This window comes from Rhizobium aureum (assembly GCF_030182495.1).
Taxonomy (GTDB): domain Bacteria; phylum Pseudomonadota; class Alphaproteobacteria; order Rhizobiales; family Rhizobiaceae; genus Rhizobium; species Rhizobium tropici_C.
The window spans coordinates 59,984-75,522 of record NZ_JAQJCI010000017.1; the positions used below are offsets into that span (position 1 = coordinate 59,984).

General features: G+C 59.7%; 17 protein-coding genes. 4 read left to right on the plus strand and 13 right to left on the minus strand.

What is annotated here, in order from left to right:
- Window positions 1–204 precede the first annotated feature (204 nt).
- Window positions 205–1,203 carry a tRNA dihydrouridine(20/20a) synthase DusA gene (dusA, locus tag PH552_RS27115; protein WP_432422022.1) on the minus strand — a complete coding sequence of 333 codons (999 nt, stop codon included), beginning with the start codon at window positions 1,201–1,203 and terminating at the stop codon, window positions 205–207.
- Window positions 1,204–1,361: 158 nt separating this feature from the next.
- Between dusA and PH552_RS27120 the strand changes: the two genes are divergently transcribed.
- Window positions 1,362–2,057 (plus strand): fumarylacetoacetate hydrolase family protein, encoded by a 696-nt coding sequence (locus tag PH552_RS27120; protein WP_145644371.1) that lies wholly within the window; start codon window positions 1,362–1,364, stop codon window positions 2,055–2,057.
- 16 nt (window positions 2,058–2,073) lie between these two features.
- Complete coding sequence (locus PH552_RS27125) at window positions 2,074–2,604, plus strand: gamma carbonic anhydrase family protein (RefSeq protein WP_112343999.1); 531 nt, start codon at window positions 2,074–2,076, stop codon at window positions 2,602–2,604.
- Window positions 2,605–2,653: 49 nt separating this feature from the next.
- Here the strand turns inward: PH552_RS27125 and PH552_RS27130 are convergent, their stop codons facing one another.
- Genes PH552_RS27130 through PH552_RS27140 form a run of 3 tightly spaced genes read right to left on the minus strand, consistent with a single transcriptional unit; the run spans window position 2,654 to window position 4,741 of the window.
- Window positions 2,654–3,052, minus strand: coding sequence for a Fur family transcriptional regulator (locus tag PH552_RS27130; RefSeq protein WP_112343998.1), 399 nt, complete (start codon window positions 3,050–3,052; stop codon window positions 2,654–2,656).
- Window positions 3,049–3,876: a zinc ABC transporter permease subunit ZnuB gene (gene znuB, locus PH552_RS27135; RefSeq protein ID WP_285166424.1), complete on the minus strand. Its 828-nt coding sequence runs from the start codon at window positions 3,874–3,876 to the stop codon at window positions 3,049–3,051. The genes PH552_RS27130 and znuB overlap by 4 nt, the downstream gene beginning before the upstream one ends.
- Complete coding sequence (locus tag PH552_RS27140; protein WP_181592407.1) at window positions 3,869–4,741, minus strand: ATP-binding cassette domain-containing protein; 873 nt, start codon at window positions 4,739–4,741, stop codon at window positions 3,869–3,871. The genes znuB and PH552_RS27140 overlap by 8 nt, the downstream gene beginning before the upstream one ends.
- 100 nt (window positions 4,742–4,841) lie before the next feature.
- Between PH552_RS27140 and znuA the strand changes: the two genes are divergently transcribed.
- A complete protein-coding gene (gene znuA, locus PH552_RS27145; RefSeq protein ID WP_112343995.1) occupies window positions 4,842–5,816 on the plus strand; it encodes a zinc ABC transporter substrate-binding protein ZnuA in 975 nt (324 codons plus the stop codon).
- Window positions 5,817–5,908: 92 nt separating this feature from the next.
- Window positions 5,909–7,114: a GTP-binding protein gene (locus tag PH552_RS27150; RefSeq protein WP_112343994.1), complete on the plus strand. Its 1,206-nt coding sequence runs from the start codon at window positions 5,909–5,911 to the stop codon at window positions 7,112–7,114.
- A gap of 187 nt (window positions 7,115–7,301) precedes the next feature.
- Here the strand turns inward: PH552_RS27150 and PH552_RS27155 are convergent, their stop codons facing one another.
- The 9 genes from PH552_RS27155 to cbiB form a co-directional block, all read right to left on the minus strand.
- Window positions 7,302–8,024, minus strand: coding sequence for a PAS domain-containing protein (locus PH552_RS27155; RefSeq protein ID WP_112343992.1), 723 nt, complete (start codon window positions 8,022–8,024; stop codon window positions 7,302–7,304).
- 273 nt (window positions 8,025–8,297) lie between these two features.
- The gene (locus PH552_RS27160; RefSeq protein WP_112343991.1) at window positions 8,298–9,230 is read right to left on the minus strand and encodes a lipid A biosynthesis lauroyl acyltransferase; all 933 of its coding nucleotides are present in this window, start codon (window positions 9,228–9,230) and stop codon (window positions 8,298–8,300) included.
- Window positions 9,231–9,235: 5 nt separating this feature from the next.
- A complete protein-coding gene (locus PH552_RS27165; protein ID WP_112343990.1) occupies window positions 9,236–10,264 on the minus strand; it encodes a zinc-binding dehydrogenase in 1,029 nt (342 codons plus the stop codon).
- A 54-nt stretch (window positions 10,265–10,318) separates the two neighbouring features.
- The gene (locus PH552_RS27170) at window positions 10,319–11,599 is read right to left on the minus strand and encodes a beta-ketoacyl-ACP synthase (protein WP_112343989.1); all 1,281 of its coding nucleotides are present in this window, start codon (window positions 11,597–11,599) and stop codon (window positions 10,319–10,321) included.
- Between the two features lie 10 nt (window positions 11,600–11,609).
- Window positions 11,610–12,815 carry a beta-ketoacyl-ACP synthase gene (locus tag PH552_RS27175; RefSeq protein ID WP_112343988.1) on the minus strand — a complete coding sequence of 402 codons (1,206 nt, stop codon included), beginning with the start codon at window positions 12,813–12,815 and terminating at the stop codon, window positions 11,610–11,612.
- Window positions 12,816–12,861: 46 nt separating this feature from the next.
- Window positions 12,862–13,335: a 3-hydroxyacyl-ACP dehydratase FabZ family protein gene (locus PH552_RS27180; protein ID WP_112343987.1), complete on the minus strand. Its 474-nt coding sequence runs from the start codon at window positions 13,333–13,335 to the stop codon at window positions 12,862–12,864.
- Between the two features lie 122 nt (window positions 13,336–13,457).
- On the minus strand, window positions 13,458–13,736 hold the full coding sequence (locus tag PH552_RS27185; protein WP_041677496.1) for an acyl carrier protein: 279 nt from the start codon (window positions 13,734–13,736) through the stop codon (window positions 13,458–13,460).
- A gap of 217 nt (window positions 13,737–13,953) precedes the next feature.
- Window positions 13,954–14,382 carry a L,D-transpeptidase gene (locus PH552_RS27190; RefSeq protein WP_112343986.1) on the minus strand — a complete coding sequence of 143 codons (429 nt, stop codon included), beginning with the start codon at window positions 14,380–14,382 and terminating at the stop codon, window positions 13,954–13,956.
- Between the two features lie 119 nt (window positions 14,383–14,501).
- Entirely contained in the window at window positions 14,502–15,482 is a 981-nt protein-coding gene (gene cbiB / locus PH552_RS27195) for an adenosylcobinamide-phosphate synthase CbiB (RefSeq protein WP_112343985.1), read from the minus strand.
- Window positions 15,483–15,539 lie beyond the last annotated feature (57 nt).

Sequence of the window (15,539 nt, forward strand, 5' to 3'; positions counted from 1 at the left end):
CACTCGCAAAGCGAAACCAGCACTCTCGTCGATTTAGACGCGCCAACGTGCCTGGGCGTGGATCCTCGGGCCAAGCCCGAGGATGACGGGTGAGTGGTGATCTTTTTAACACTAAACTACTTCCTCAACTCTCAGCCGATCACCCGCTTAGGTGGGGCCGACAGCTGCCCTCGAAGGACGAAGGCAGTTGGAATCATCGTCACCTCAAGCGCTGACCCGCTCGGAATGCGCGCTGAAATCCACTGCTGCGAAGGCCACCGCAATCACCTCCGGCCCCGCCCCCGGCTTGTTGGCGTCGGTGGAGAGGATCTGGCGATAGCGGCGCGAGCCGGGCAGGCCGGTGAAGAGACCGACCATGTGACGCGCGACATGCTGCAGACGGCCGCCGTTGGCGATATGGCGCTCCACATAATCCATCATCCGGTCGCGCAGCGCGTTCCAATCGGCCTCGGTGGCCGGTTCGCCATAAAAGCGATGGTCGACATCGGCAAGGATCGCGGCATTCTGATAGGCGGCGCGGCCAAGCATGACACCATCGACATGGGCGAAATGCTCTTCCGCCTGATCCAGCGTCTGGATGCCGCCATTGATGCCGATGAAGACCTCCGGCCAACGCTGCTTCATGCGATAGACGATGTCGTAATCCAGCGGCGGTATTTCGCGGTTCTCTTTCGGTGACAGGCCCTTCAGCCAGGCCTTGCGAGCATGGATCCAGATCGCATCGGCGCCGGCATCGAGCACGCGCGTCATCAGCTCCGGCAAGGCCTCTTCCGGCTCCTGCTCATCGACGCCGATCCGGCATTTCACTGTGACGGGCGCCTTCGAAACCGCCTTCATCGCTGCGATACAAGATGCCACCGTCTCCGGCGTCAGCATCAGGCAAGCGCCGAAGGTGCCTGACTGTACCCGATCCGAGGGACAGCCGACATTCAGGTTGATCTCGTCATAGTTATAGGCTTCCGCGATCCGCAGCGCCTCGACAAGCTTGGCCGGGTCGGAGCCACCGAGTTGCAGTGCAACGGGATGCTCGCTGACATCATGCCCCAGAAGCCGGTCGCGCGGCCCATGGATGATCGCGTCGGCCACCACCATCTCGGTATAGAGCAGCGCATGCCGGCTGATCTGCCGATGCAGGTACCTGCAATGGCGATCCGTCCAGTCGATCATAGGGGCTACCGCGAAGATCTTGCGGCCGGTTTTCAGCGCGTCGCTATACATGGGAAACCTTTCTGATCCGCGCTCTACACCAAATCCCTCAAAAAGGCCAGTTTTCGTGGCAGTCACAATGATGCTAGTTTGTCCGGACGGAGTCGGAGGGCAACAGGCCTTCCCAAGAAAGAGCAAGAGTTTCGAAAGCCGATATGAACGCCCCATTGACGACAGTCATTCCGCCGCCCGCCCCTGTCCTTCTACCGATCGAGGGTGAGACCGAGTTTTTCCCTGTACGTCGTGTCTATTGCGTCGGCCGCAACTATGCCGACCATGCCATCGAGATGGGTCATGACCCTACCCGCGAGCCGCCCTTCTTCTTCCAGAAGAACCCGGACAACCTGCTGGTCTCCCGCGATTTTCCCTACCCTTCGCTATCGTCCGACGTGCATCACGAAGTGGAGCTTGTCGTGGCGCTGCGCAGCGGCGGCGCGAACATCCCGGTCGAACAGGCCCTGGATTGCGTCTACGGCTATGGCGTCGGCATTGATTTCACCCGCCGCGACCTCCAGGGTGAAGCCAAGAAGCTCGGTCGCCCCTGGGAAATCGGCAAGGCCTTCGATCATTCGGCCCCCATCTCCGCGCTCGTACCCGCCACTCATGTCGGCCATCCCGACAAGGGCGGCATCTGGCTGATGCGCAATGGCGAGGCTGCCCAGAGAGGCGATCTCTCTCAGATGATCTGGAAAGTGCCGGAGATCATCGCCGAGCTCTCCAAGCTCTTCACGCTCGCACCGGGCGATATCATCATGACCGGCACGCCCGCCGGCGTCGGCCCCGTTGCGCGCGGCGACCGGATCAGCTGCGCCGTCGATGGCGTCGCCAATCTTGTGCTGAACGTCGTCTGATCGAGGAGGATCGACCATGCCCATCTACGCCCTTGCCGGCTCGACGCCGAAAACACCCGAGCCGGGCCGTTACTGGATCGCGCCGGATGCCAGCGTCATCGGCAAGGTCGAGATCGGTGAAGATGTCGGCATATGGTTCGGCGCGGTGCTGCGCGGCGATAACGAACCGATCGTCGTTGGCAAGAACACGAACATCCAGGAAGGTACAATGGTTCATACCGATCCGGCCTACCCGACCATCATCGGCGAAGGCTGCACGATCGGCCATCATGCCATCATCCATGGCTGCTCTATCGGCAACAATTCACTGATCGGCATGGGAGCCACGATCCTGAATGGCGCGAAGATCGGCAATAATTGCCTCGTCGGTGCCAATGCACTCGTCACGGAAGGCAAGGAGTTCCCGGATGGCTCGCTCATCGTCGGCGCACCGGCAAGAGCGATCCGCACGCTGGACGAAGCCGCGATCGAAGGCCTGCGCCGCTCCGCGCGCAACTATGTCGCCAACTGGCAGCGCTTCGCCCGCGATCTTAAAAGATTAGATTAGGAATTTCTTATAAATTCTTGGCAAGTTGGAATAAACCGCGGTTTGCAATTCAAGCAGCGCAATTTGCGCAATGACCGCGAATTTCGATGGTCGACTTTTCCGCCTTGAACTTCTGCGATTTCAGCCAGTCCATCAGCCGATGATCCACTTCGTCGTCGTGGAACTCGATCACTTGACCGCAGCTCTCGCAGATGGCGAAGGCGACAAGGCCGTGGCTGTGGCAATCCTCATGCGGATGGGCGCAGGCAACGAAGGAATTGATGCTCTCGAGTCGGTGTACCACGCCATATTCGAGCAGCTTATCCAGCGCGCGATAGACCTGAAGCGGCGCGCGGAAACCCTGATCGCGCAATTTGTCGAGAATAGTATAGGCGCTGAGCGGCGCTTCCGCCTTGGTCAGAATATCGAAAACGAGGGACTGGTTCTTGGTGAGCATCGGAGTGGTCATGACGACTGTCCTCTCGGTTGCGCCGCTGGCGTGCCGCCCCTGCGAACGAGGGGCAGCAGACTGAAGATAAACAAGACGAGCGCCGCGACGACGATGGAAGGCCCGGATGGCGTGTCGTAGCGCAGCGATCCGAATAGCCCGCCGACAACGGCGATAGCGCCGAGCAGCGAAGCCAAGATCGCCATCGTTTCCGGCGCGGCGGCAAAGCGGCGTGCGGTGGCCGCGGGGATGATCAGAAGCGCGGTGATAAGCAGGATACCGACGATTTTCATGGCGATCGCGATCACCACGGCCATCAGCAGCATGAAGAGAAGCCGCGCGCGCTCCGGCCGCAACCCTTCGGCTTCCGCGAGTTCGGGATTGACCGTCGAAGCCAAAAGCGGCCGCCAAAGCCAGGCGATTGCCGCCAGCACGAAAATGCCGCCGCCCCAGATCACCGCAATGTCCGACTGGCTGACGGCCAGTATGTCGCCGAAGAGGAAGGCGATGAGGTCGATCCGCACCCAGCTCATGAAGGCGACAATGACAAGGCCGATCGCCAGCGTTGCATGCGAGAGAATGCCGAGCAGCGCATCCGCCGACAGCGCCTGCCGCCTCTGCAGCAGCAAGAGCAGGATCGAGACGAGCGCGGCAACCGCAAAGACGGAGAGAGTCAAATTCAGCTGGAAAAGCAGCGAGAGCGCCACGCCGAGCAGTGCCGAATGCGAGATCGTATCGCCGAAATAAGCCATACGTCGCCAGATGATGAAGCAGCCGAGTGGCCCAGTCGTCAGCGCCAGCCCAACGCCGGCGACGACGGCGCGCAGGAAGAAATCGTCAAACATGGCGCTCTCCCTCGGCATGGTCATGGCCGTGATGATGATCATCGTGATCGTGCTCATGATGGTGATGGCCATCGTCAGCATGGCAATGGTCCGTAATCGAACCGTCCGCATGCTGCACGCGGCCATCCGGCAGATGCGTATGGTCGTGATGATGGCTGTAGATCGCCAGCGACTGCGCCGCCCGCGTTCCGAAGAGCCTGACATATTCGGGACTCTGGCTAACGGTCTGCGGCGTGCCGCGGCAGCAGACATGGCCGTTCAGGCAGACCACCGTATCCGTCGCCGCCATCACGACATGCAGATCATGCGAGATCAGCAGGATGCCACAGCCCTGCGAATTGCGGATCGACTTGATGAGATCGTAAAGCGCGATCTCACCGTTGAAATCGACCCCCTGCACCGGCTCGTCCAGCACAAGCAGATCGGGCTTGCGGGCGATGGCACGCGCCAGCAGCGCCCGCTGGAATTCGCCGCCGGAAAGATGCTGCACCTCGGCTTTGGCGAGATGCGCGATGCCGACTGCTTCAAGAGCAGCGATCAGCTCGCGCTCAGGCAAAGGCCCGGTCAGCGTCATCAATCGCTGCACGCTGAGGGGCAAGGTCCAATCGATGGCGAGCTTCTGCGGCACGTAGCCGACCTTCAGATTGGCAATACGGTCGACGCGCCCTTCGTCCGGCTTCAGCACGCCGATTGCCGTTTTGGCGCTCGTGGATTTGCCGGAGCCGTTCGGGCCGATCAGGGTGACGATCTCGCCGCGGCTCACGGAAAAATCGACGCCGCGCACCAGCCAGCGGCCGCCGCGTCGGACGCCGACATTATGGAGCGACACCAGCGGCCGGTTCTTGCTGTCGAGGGAAGAAAGCATGAAATTTCCAATTGCACTATTGCGCCATGCTATCGCACACGTTATAGCATAACGCAATTGATGTAATAACATAACAGACCCATTCAAGGGCATTTCTAGCATGAACGCAGCAAAAGCTTTTATTCCCCTCGCCGCCACCCTCCTGCTTTCCGGCCTGCTTGCCGGTACCACTGCGACGGCAGCCGACGCACCAAAGGTCGTCGTCTCCATAAAGCCGATCCATTCGCTTGTCGCCGCGATCATGCAAGGGGTCGGAACACCTGATCTGATCGTTGACGGCGCCACCTCGCCACATACCTATGCGCTCAAGCCGTCGAATGCCCGCAGTCTCCAGCAGGCGCAGGTGGTTTTCTGGGTCGGACCAGGCATGGAAGCCTTCCTGGAGAAACCGCTCGCATCCCTCGGCGCCAACGCCACCGTCGTCGAACTCGACGATGCGCCCGGCATCACCAAGCTCAAATTCCGCGAAGGCGGCGCCTTCGAGCCGCATGACGACGGCGATGAAGCGGCGACCGGGGAAAACCATGCACATGATCATGGTGACCACGATCATGATCACGGCGAGTTCGACACCCATCTCTGGCTCGATCCACACAACGCCAAAGCGATGGTCGCCGAGATCACCACGTCGCTGGTCGCAGCCGACCCTGCCAATGCACTGACCTATGAAGCAAACCAGAAGGCTCTGAACGATAAGCTCGATGCTCTGGATAGCGAAATCGCCGCTGCCGTCGCGCCGGTGAAGGACAAACCTTTCATCGTCTTCCACGACGCCTATCAGTATTTCGAGCATCGCTATGGCGTGCGCGTTTCCGGCTCGATTACGGTTAGGCCGGAAACCATTCCGGGCGCACAGCGCGTCGCCGAGATCCACAGCAAGGTCGCCGATCTCGGCGCGACCTGCGTTTTCGCGGAACCGCAATTCGAACCGAAGCTGGTCAATGTGGTGCTGGAAGGTACGCCCGCAAAATCTGGTGTCCTCGATCCTGAAGCCGCAACGCTGCCGCAAGGGCCGGATCTCTATTTCGACCTGATGCGCGGTATCGCAAGTTCTCTGAAAGAGTGCCTCTCCTGAATAAGGCTATGTAGCGCCGAAGGAAGCGAGCCCTATGCTCGCTTTTTTTATCTTACCAGATGTAATGATATTACATTACGAGCGAGGTTATCATGAACAAGAAGCTTCCGGTCACCGTCCTCTCCGGTTTCCTTGGCGCCGGCAAGACGACGCTGCTCAACCATATCCTCAACAATCGTGAAGGCTTGCGTGTCGCCGTCATCGTCAACGACATGAGCGAAGTAAATATCGATGCGGCGCTGGTGCGCGATGGCGGCGCCAATCTCTCGCGCACGGAGGAACAGCTCGTCGAGATGACCAATGGCTGCATCTGTTGCACATTGCGCGACGACCTGCTGAAGGAAGTCCGCCAGCTCGCGGAGCAGGATCGCTTCGACTATCTGCTGATCGAATCCACAGGCATTGCCGAGCCCCTGCCCGTTGCCACCACCTTCGAGTTCCGCGACGAGGATGGCAGCAGCCTCTCCGACGTTGCCAGGCTTGATACGATGGTGACCGTCGTCGATGCGGCCAATCTTCTTGCCGACTATGGTTCGACGGATTTCCTGGCCGACCGAGGTGAAACCGCCGGCGACGGCGACAACCGGACCATCGTCGATCTCCTGGTCGAGCAGATAGAATTTGCCGATGTCGTGATCCTGAACAAGGTCGGTTCGGCAACGGCTGGACAACGCGACGCCGCCCGCAAGATCATCGTCGGCCTCAACCCCGATGCTCGTCTCATCGAGGCGGATTTCGGCGCGATCGAACCGACGGAGGTTCTCGGCACCGGCCGCTTCGACATCGATCGAGCCGAGACCCATCCGCTCTGGTACAAGGAACTGCACGGCTTCAAGGATCACGTTCCCGAAACGGAAGAATACGGCATTCGCTCCTTCGTCTACCGCGCGAAAAAACCGTTCGATCCCACGAAATTTCAAGCCTTTCTCAATCGCTCCTGGCCGGGCGTCGTCCGCGCCAAGGGCTTCTTCTGGCTTGCAACCCGGCCCTTTTATGTCGGCGAGATGAGCCAGGCCGGCGCGCTTGTCCGCACGAGCAAGATGGGTCTCTGGTGGGCTGCCGTGCCTGAGGATCAATGGCCGCGCGATCCCTCCTTCAAACGCGCCCTCGCGCCCTATCTCGATCCGATTTGGGGCGATCGCCGCCAGGAATTGGTATTCATCGGCGCCGACCCGATGAATGAGAAGCAGATCACGACCGAGCTGGACGCTTGTCTTGTCGAGGCGGATCGTTTCACGCCGGAACGTTGGCGGGACCTGCCCGATTCCTTTGCAAGCTGGAACGGGCCGACGGCATGAAAAAGCCGAAAGTGATCAGGTTTCGCTGCCAATGCTTCGAGTGCGGGAGCGATGACACTCCCGAGGACGACGGATTGCGATCCGCTGCGGCCGAGCCGGACCAGACAGACAGAAAATCAGGCGAAACGAATCCTCGCCTGATGACGGATGTGGTCGGAAAATTGCTGTTTGGGGCCTGAACGTGCGTTCAGGCCACCAGCATGCCAGTGGGAACGGCGATGATCTCATGCATGACGAGTAGCGCGCCGATCACCTCTGTCTTGGCACGCAGCGGCGTCATCGTGCAGTGAAGCACCTTGCCGGACTCCACCTGACGAAAGGATGGATAGAGACACTCCACCTTCTCGCCGGCAAAGCAGGCATCGAGCTTCGCCTTCACACTGCTTTCGAAATAGTCGGAACCGATGAATTCGGAGATATGACGCCCGACGAGCTCCATCGGTTTCGATTTCAGAAATTCCGAATTGGCCGCGTTGCTGTAGAGATAGCGATAGTCCTGCGTGACGACCGCAACGCGATCCGGCAAGCTATCCAGAATGACATCGTTCAAAACGCTGCCTTCCCCGAATCCCAACTCATTGTCGAGACTGGTTTTCTCACTCGAAAATGCCCGTAGGACTTCGCTGGCCGCTTGGTTTGCGCCACCGAAATAACGGTCGATCAGCACCGAAAGCGAAGCGGAATTATGCATCACTCGCGACCGATCATCCGCTTCTTCCCGGATGAGATTGTTCATGAACTGGAGCTGCATGTAGATTTCGAGCAGACTCGTGGCCTTATAGGCCAGGATCGCCGCGATAAGTGGCTCTAATTCGCTATCAAGCGACGCTACAAGCTCATCGTCGCCAAGTTTTATCGCACGCTGAATCTGATTACATTTCGTGGAGAAGGCATGAAAGAGTGCCAGCAAAATTGCCCTCCTGTCCCTGAACACAACAGGACGCAGGGGCCTCGTTTCCCGGCGTTGCCATGCCCAAGGATATTCAGTTTGGTGTCCGCATTCTCACCAAACTTTCTACATTGTGAATTAACATGACTTACCTCCACTTTCAATCCGGATGAACGGAAGTTCTCGGGAAAGGAGAATTTTCTGGAAAGCAAGGCTTACCGACAGCAACGACTGCATGAAAGACAGGATGCAAATCCGCGCACAGATTCGTCGCGCACGCGCCGGAATTCGGGCCTAGAAAACGGTTTTCTTGATATTCCAGCGATCGTGATACCAGAGCCACTGCTCGGGATTTTCCCTCACCCAGCTCTCCACCTTGTCGTTCAGCATCTGCGCCGTTGCCGTCAGATCGAGACCGCCGGCCTCGTTGCGCGGCATCTCTAGCTTCGGCTCGATTTCCAGCCGGTAGCGATTGCCGGGCAGCCGGATGCAGCGGGCCGGGTAGACCTCGCAATTGAACTGGCGCACAAGTTTCGGCAAAAGCGGATTCGTCTTCACATCCCGGCCAAAGAATCGGGTTTTCAGGCCCTTGCGAAATTTCTGATCGACCAGCACGCCGACACCGCGACCCGCCTCCAATTCTCTCGCAAGGCTGAAGGATGATCCGGCGTGGGACGGTACAAGATTGCCCATGCGCTTGGCGCGAAAGTCAAAGACCTTCTTCGCGACATAGGGGTTGTTCGGCGGACGGAACAATACGGTCACCGTCAGGCCGAAAGCGGCGCCCGCGACAGGCAGCAGCTCGAAATTGCCGGTATGTCCGGTAAAGACGATGAACGGCCGAGGATTGTCCCTGAGATCGAGGAAGATCGGAATGCCTGAAACTTCGATTCGCCCGGGCTTGTCGCTATGGGGATCGAAGTCGAAAAGCCGGTCGAGAAAGACATATTCGGCCGCGAGCCGGCCCATATTCCCCCAGCTTGCGCGTGCGATCTCCTCGATTTCGCTCTCGCTCTTTTCCGGAAAGGCATTGCGCAGATTGGTCAGCATCAGCTGATGCCGGCGCATGCGCGGGCCAATCCTGCGGGTCAGCCGATCGGCAAAATTGATGCCCGCATCTGCCGGAAACAGCTTCAGGAAATTGAGAAATCCGAAAATGACCTGCGCCACCAGCCACTGCCGGAAATTTCTGAGCGCAAGGACGATCCGGGTGATGAAAAGCTTCACGCGGCTCAGTCCATCTTCAGGATGATCTTGCCGAAGATCTGGCGCGATTCCATCCGCTCCAGCGCTCGATCGATATCATTGAAGCCGACTTCGGTATCGATCACAGGGTGAACGAGGCCGCGCGCCATCTTCTGCATGGCATTGGCCATGTTCTCCATGCGGCAACCGAAGGAGCCGAGCAGCTTCAATTGCTGCTGGAACAGCATCATCAGATTGATATCGGTCGAAACGCCCGAGGTCGAGCCGCAGGTGACGAGACGTCCGCCACGCTTCATGCAGAGCATGGAGCCTGCCCACGTATCCTTGCCGACATGTTCGAAGACCACGTCGACCCCCTTCTTCTTCGTCAGCTTGCGCACGACGCCCTCGAAGCGGTCGGTGCGGTAATTGATGACGTGATCGGCGCCGAGTGCCTTCGCCTTTTCGATCTTGTCATCGGAACCGACGGTGGTGATCACGGTGCAGCCGATCTTCTTGGCAAGCTGGATTGCGGCGGTACCGATACCCGAGCCGCCCGCGTGAACGAGGATCGTCTCGCCCGGTTCGAGCTTGGCATTGTCGAAGAGCATATGCTCGACGGTGCCGAAGGTGACGGGAGCAAGGGCCGCGCCGATCGCGTCGACGCCGGGAGGCGCCGGGACAAGCAGGCGAGCCGGGAGATTGACCTTCTCCTGCGCGAAACCATCGAGATGGAAGCCGTGCACACCGCTGACATGTTCGCAGAGATTGTCGCGGCCTTCTCGGCAATGGCGGCAAAGCCCGCAGGTCTGCGCACCGTAGATCGATACGAGCTGCCCAGGCAGGACGTTGGCAACGCCCGGGCCGATCGCTTCGACGACGCCAGCAGCCTCGGCGCCGATGACCAGCGGCATCTTGCGCTTGGCGAACGCCATGCCGCGCCATCCCCAGACATCGATATGGTTGAGCGCGACGGCCTTGACGCGCAGGGTCACCTCACCTGCGCCCGGCGCATCCGGCTCCGGCAGATCGGTGATCTCAAGTTTGCGGTCGTCGATCAGTTGCAAAGCACGCATGGCAAAGTCCCTCGCCCCTCGGGCGCAGTTGTATTCTGTTTTTCAGACGTCCGATTAAGCCGGTTCAAGCGCCATGACAAGGCTGGCATTCTGGCCGCCGAACCCGAAAGAATTCGAAAGAACGGCATTCACCTGCTTTTCACGCTTCTTGTTCGGCACCACGTCGAGGATGATCGACGGATCCGGATTGTTGTAGTTGATGGTCGGCGGCAGAGTGCCGGTCAGCATGGTCTGCAGCGAGAACACCGCTTCGACTGCGCCGGCCGCCGTCAGCGTATGCCCGATCATCGACTTGTTCGATGAGACGGGGATGTTCGGAAGCCGCTCGCCGAAGACCGCGGACATCGCACCATATTCCATCTTGTCGTTCTCCGGCGTCGAAGTGCCGTGAGCGTTGATGTAGCCGATATCGGCCTCTGCCATGCCGGCATCGGCAAGTGCCGCCCGGATCGTCGCAATCGCCGGGCCGCCATCGGGCGAAGAGCGCGTGCGATGGAAGGAGTCGGCCTTGTCGCCCGCACCCTTCATGATGCCCAGGATCTTCGCACCGCGCGCGACTGCCGCTTCGAGCGATTCCAGCACCAGCGTCGCCGCCCCTTCGGCGATGACAAAGCCGTCACGATCCTTGCTGAACGGCTTGGAGGCCTTGGTCGGCGGATCGTTCTGCGTCGACAGCGCCGACAGCAGCGAGAAGCGGATCAGTGCTTCGGCACTCAACGAACCATCGGTCGCAACCGTCAGCGCCCGCGTCGTGCGGCCCTGCCGGATCGCCTCGATACCGAGCTGAATGGCGGTCACACCCGATGCACAGGCTGTCGACAGCGTCACCGGCAGGCCGCGCGTGCCAAAGCGATCGGCAAGGCGTTCGGAAATGGCGCCGAAAAGTGCCGCTTCATGGAAGGCCGGATCCGGACGCTGGCGCATGGCCGCAAGGAAACGCTCATAGGCGTCGCCCTGATGATCGGCCGGCGGCGAGCGGTCGGCGAGCTCGAAACGCGCGCTCCATTCCGGCTCGATCGGCGGTGCAGCCAGGAACAGCGGCGCGTCGAAATCGCCAGAAATCCCGGCCTGGGCCAGCGCTTCGATGGTTGTTTCGCGGGCGAAGGCGTAGGAGCGCTCGACAGCGTTCGGGACGGGAATATCGATGAAATCCACCGTGCCGGCGATACGCGTCGAAAGGCCGTCCGTCGGGAAGCGCGTGATACCGTGAATGCCTGACGTGCCGGAGGAAAGCGCGTTCCAGTTATCCTGCAGGCCCTGCCCCAGCGACGTGATGATCCCCATGCCGGTGACGGCGACGATCGGACGTCCAAGATGATCCTTGTAAGCGGTCATATCCTGCTCCTCACGCTTCAGCGGAAATTACGGCGATGCCTTCACCGCGCGAATGCCCGACGGTCGTCACCACAGCCTTGCGAGCACCCGTCGCCATCGGCTTTTCATGCGCGGCATCGAAGGGCGGCACCTTGGCCTGGCTGGCGACGGCGAGCGCCGCAAAGGCGAGCCCGAGCGGGAACTGGCTTTCCAGCCCGTGTCCGGAAATACCGGAATAGGCGCGGATGGCCGAGCCCGGAAGCTGCGCCTCGAGCACCGTCTTTTCGCGCTGGGCCAAGCCGGGGATGGCCGTCGTGCCGGAAAAAACGACTGTCGCGTCGCCCGACGCCTGCTTGGCTGCCGGTGCGAGCAGGCGCTCCAACCGCGCTTCGAACTTGCCCTCGTCGCGCCGGCCGCGATCGCCCTCGACGGCATCGATGGTTGCATAGATATGCGCGCCGCGGCCTTCGGCATGGGCACGCGATTCAAGAACGAGGAAGGCGCTCAGCGATCCCATGATCATGCCGCCGTCTTCCGGCTTGCGCGACCAGACGGGATGCCAGTCACCCTGAGCGTGGGCATTGATCGCCTCGATCAGCAGGATCATGTCCAGTCTTTCAGCGGAAAAGGCGCCCCCCACCAGGGCATGGCTCGATTCGCCCGACTTGATGCGATGAAAAGCGGTCTCGACGGCGGAAATACCAGCGGCTTCCTCACCCATGAAGGTGCGCGACGAGCCCGTGACCTTGTGGACGATCGAAATATTGCCGGCAAGCAGGTTGGAAAGCTGCGCCAGGAACAAAGTCGGCCGCAGTTCGGTGGTCAGCTTCTCGTTCAGAAGCAATTCGCGATCATTGCGCTGCAGGCCTTCGTTGACGATCAGCGTATCGACATTGATGTCGCGCTCGCCGCCGCCGGCTGCAACGATCATGTCCATGGTGCCGCAGGCTTCCAGATCGTCCTTGAAGCCGGCGTCGTCAAGAGCAAGGCCGGCGGTGAAGACGCCAATGCGCTGCCAGTTTTCCATCTGGCGCTGATCGCCCCGCTTTGGAATCTGTTGCGACCAATCGATCTCAGGCAGCGGATGCACGGGATAGGGCTTGAATTTCTCGGTTTCGACGATGGTCGCCGGCGCCTTGTCCGCCTTCAAAAGGGCGACATGCGCGTCCTTGCCAACGCCCTGACAGGTAACGATGCCGATACCCGTGATCACCACATCATTCTGAGCCTTGCTCATTCATCAATCCTCTTCGAATGCGGCGGCGCCGAACAAGCCGGCAGCATCAACCGTTGGCGGCGATGGCGTCGAGAAGCCCGACTTCGCCTGCCCGCTTGCGCACGATATCGCCAAGCGGCAACTCATTAAACGGCATGGTCCGCAGCTTCAACTGCGCATCGCAGACCTTCTTTCCGGCGATGGTGATGCGCGCCTTGGTGACGGCGAAGCCCGAACCGTCATGCTCGAGTTCGGCCTCGATATCAAGTTTGGCTTCCGGCTCGACGAACGTCCGCATCTTGGCACCGTCCACCGACATCAGGAATGGCATATAGGCGAATTTCGTCGCGGCAAGCACGAGCATGCCCGAGGCCTGCGCCATTGTTTCGATCAGCAGAACACCCGGGACAAGCGGCATGCCGGGGAAATGGCCTTCGAAAACCGGGCTTTTCGCCGGAACGACGGAATGCGCCTTCAACAGGCCCTTGGACAGATCGACCGATTCGACCCTGTCGATCATCTGGAAATATTCCAGCAGCATTAACGCCTCCGCTCCAACCCGATAACGCAGCATGCGTCGGGCGGGATACGCTATTTAAGAATGAAACCGCCCGGCCGCCATGTTCAGGGGCGGCTGGGCGTCAAAAAATGCAAGGATGTTGCTCAGCCCTTGGCGGCGCGCAATTCATCGATCTTGGCGCAGAGATTCTTCAGGACGAAGTACTCTTCGGTCGAGACCTTGCCTTCGTTGACTTCCTGCGTCCACTTCTCGAGCGGGATCTTGATGCCGAACTCCTTGTCGATAGCAAAGACGATATCCAGGAAGTCCAGGCTGTCGATACCGAGGTCGTCGATCGTGTGGCTATCCGGGGTGATCGTGTCACGATCGATTTCGCTGGTTTCAGCGATGATGTCGGCAACTTTGTCAAATGTAGCAGTCACTGCCCATACCTCTTGAAATAATAATTCACCCCCTCATAGGGAAATCCATATCAAAAGCCAATGGTTTCCACCAGAAACTCCGGCAATTTGGCGAAGCACTGTTGCGCAAACAGCAAAGTGACGATCGCGTCACAATTGCGGAATCAAGGGCGACATGCGCGCAAGATGCGGCAGTATTGCGGCTACAGCGAAGCGAAAGGCTTGCCGCGTTGCGGCGCTAATCGCTGATCACGATGCGGGTATTGTGAAGCCCCGCATCCGACGTCATCGCAAAGAAAGTGGCGGCGTTGCGTGTGTCGAGCCGCACGCAGCCATGCGATGCCGGCCGGCCAAGTCGCCTCACCTCGTAAGTGCCGTGAATGGCATAGCCGCCGTTGAAGAACACGGCATAGGGCATCGGCGCATCGTCATATTTCTTCGAGCGGTGATCCCTGGACAACCATTTGGCGGTATAGGAGCCGACAGGCGTCACATAACCCGTGCGAGCCGTCGATACGCGCCAGCGATATTTAAAAGCCCCGTCCTCGGAAACGGTCATTGTTTGCGATCGAAGATCGACCACTGCAAGAACAGTTCCGGCATGAGCCGAAATGGCATGAAACTGCATGAACAGACATGCCGTTGCTACGAATGCGACACGCTTCATCTTGCCCCCTCCGACTGTTTGCTTCCTTCCAGAGCAATTCAGACGATGGGGAATTCTATCGCTATGCTAATTATACCAAATTAATACATATAGTGAGCGATTGCTTAATTTAGGGGCGCTCACAGCAGCAGCAGAAATCCCAAAAAGGCGAGAAATGTCAGCATCGAGCATGCGGAATAGAAGATGGAAATACCGGCTTCGATATCGCTGACGGTAGCGGTATCGCGGCCGGAACCGTTGATCATCGGTTCACGCACGAGTTCCCCGCCATAGATTCTCGGACCGGCGAGCTGGATATCAAGCGCGCCTGCCATGGCGGCCTCCGGCCTGCCGGAATTGGGCGAACGGTGCAGTCCGCCGTCCCGGACCCCGATGCGGATCGCATTTCCAAGCGCGGAAATCCCCCGCTTGGCCAAGGCTCCGGCAGCAATCAGCAGAATGGAGAGCCGTGCAGCCGGCCAGTTGGCAATATCATCCAGGCGCGCGGCGGCGCGGCCGAAATCTATATAGGTCTCGGACTTGTGGCCGATCATCGAATCGGCGGTATTGAGCATCTTGTAGAAGAACAGGCCCGGAAGGCCGAAAAAACCGTACCAAAGGGCGGGGGCAACGACGCCGTCGGAAAAATTCTCGGCGAGGCTTTCGATGGCCGCGCGGCAAATCCCGGGTTCATCCAGCGTCTCGGGGTCGCGGCCGACGATGCGCGATACGGCCAACCGACCGCCTTCCAGACCGTCCGCACGCAGCGCACGCGATACCTCGCCGACATGATCGGCAAGGCTTTTCTGCGCCAGGAAAACCGCCGCGAGTATCGCTTCTGCCAATATGCCAAGCCAGCCGAAGAAGGCGAGAAATCCATGAATGGCCCAGCCGGCGATGGCAGCTCCCATGAGCAGCGCGACGATGGACATGATCCCGTTGCGGCGGCGGAGCACTCCGGGCAGATGCTTTGCATTGAACCGGCCGTCGAAATATGAAATCGCCTTGCCGAACAGCACGACCGGGTGCGGAAAGCGCTTCCACAACCAGTGGGGATCGCCGACGATACGGTCGAGCAGCAAGGCAAGGACCAGAATGAGCAAATGTTCGTCGGCGGTCATTGCGAATAATCCTTTAGAGCATGATGCCGAAAAGTATTTGAGCGGTTTTCGGACACC

Excerpts from the sequence above, each read along its gene's own strand:
- PH552_RS27125 (WP_112343999.1), top strand. The coding sequence starts at position 2,074 with ATGCCCATCTACGCCCTTGCCGGCTCGACGCCGAAAACACCCGAGCCG.
- cbiB (WP_112343985.1), bottom strand. The coding sequence starts at position 15,482 with ATGACCGCCGACGAACATTTGCTCATTCTGGTCCTTGCCTTGCTGCTC.
- znuA (WP_112343995.1), top strand. The coding sequence starts at position 4,842 with ATGAACGCAGCAAAAGCTTTTATTCCCCTCGCCGCCACCCTCCTGCTT.
- PH552_RS27190 (WP_112343986.1), bottom strand. The coding sequence starts at position 14,382 with ATGAAGCGTGTCGCATTCGTAGCAACGGCATGTCTGTTCATGCAGTTT.
- znuB (WP_285166424.1), bottom strand. The coding sequence starts at position 3,876 with ATGTTTGACGATTTCTTCCTGCGCGCCGTCGTCGCCGGCGTTGGGCTG.
- PH552_RS27150 (WP_112343994.1), top strand. The coding sequence starts at position 5,909 with ATGAACAAGAAGCTTCCGGTCACCGTCCTCTCCGGTTTCCTTGGCGCC.
- PH552_RS27120 (WP_145644371.1), top strand. The coding sequence starts at position 1,362 with ATGAACGCCCCATTGACGACAGTCATTCCGCCGCCCGCCCCTGTCCTT.
- PH552_RS27130 (WP_112343998.1), bottom strand. The coding sequence starts at position 3,052 with ATGACCACTCCGATGCTCACCAAGAACCAGTCCCTCGTTTTCGATATT.
- PH552_RS27175 (WP_112343988.1), bottom strand. The coding sequence starts at position 12,815 with ATGAGCAAGGCTCAGAATGATGTGGTGATCACGGGTATCGGCATCGTT.
- PH552_RS27180 (WP_112343987.1), bottom strand. The coding sequence starts at position 13,335 with ATGCTGCTGGAATATTTCCAGATGATCGACAGGGTCGAATCGGTCGAT.
- PH552_RS27165 (WP_112343990.1), bottom strand. The coding sequence starts at position 10,264 with ATGCGTGCTTTGCAACTGATCGACGACCGCAAACTTGAGATCACCGAT.
- PH552_RS27140 (WP_181592407.1), bottom strand. The coding sequence starts at position 4,741 with ATGCTTTCTTCCCTCGACAGCAAGAACCGGCCGCTGGTGTCGCTCCAT.
- PH552_RS27170 (WP_112343989.1), bottom strand. The coding sequence starts at position 11,599 with ATGACCGCTTACAAGGATCATCTTGGACGTCCGATCGTCGCCGTCACC.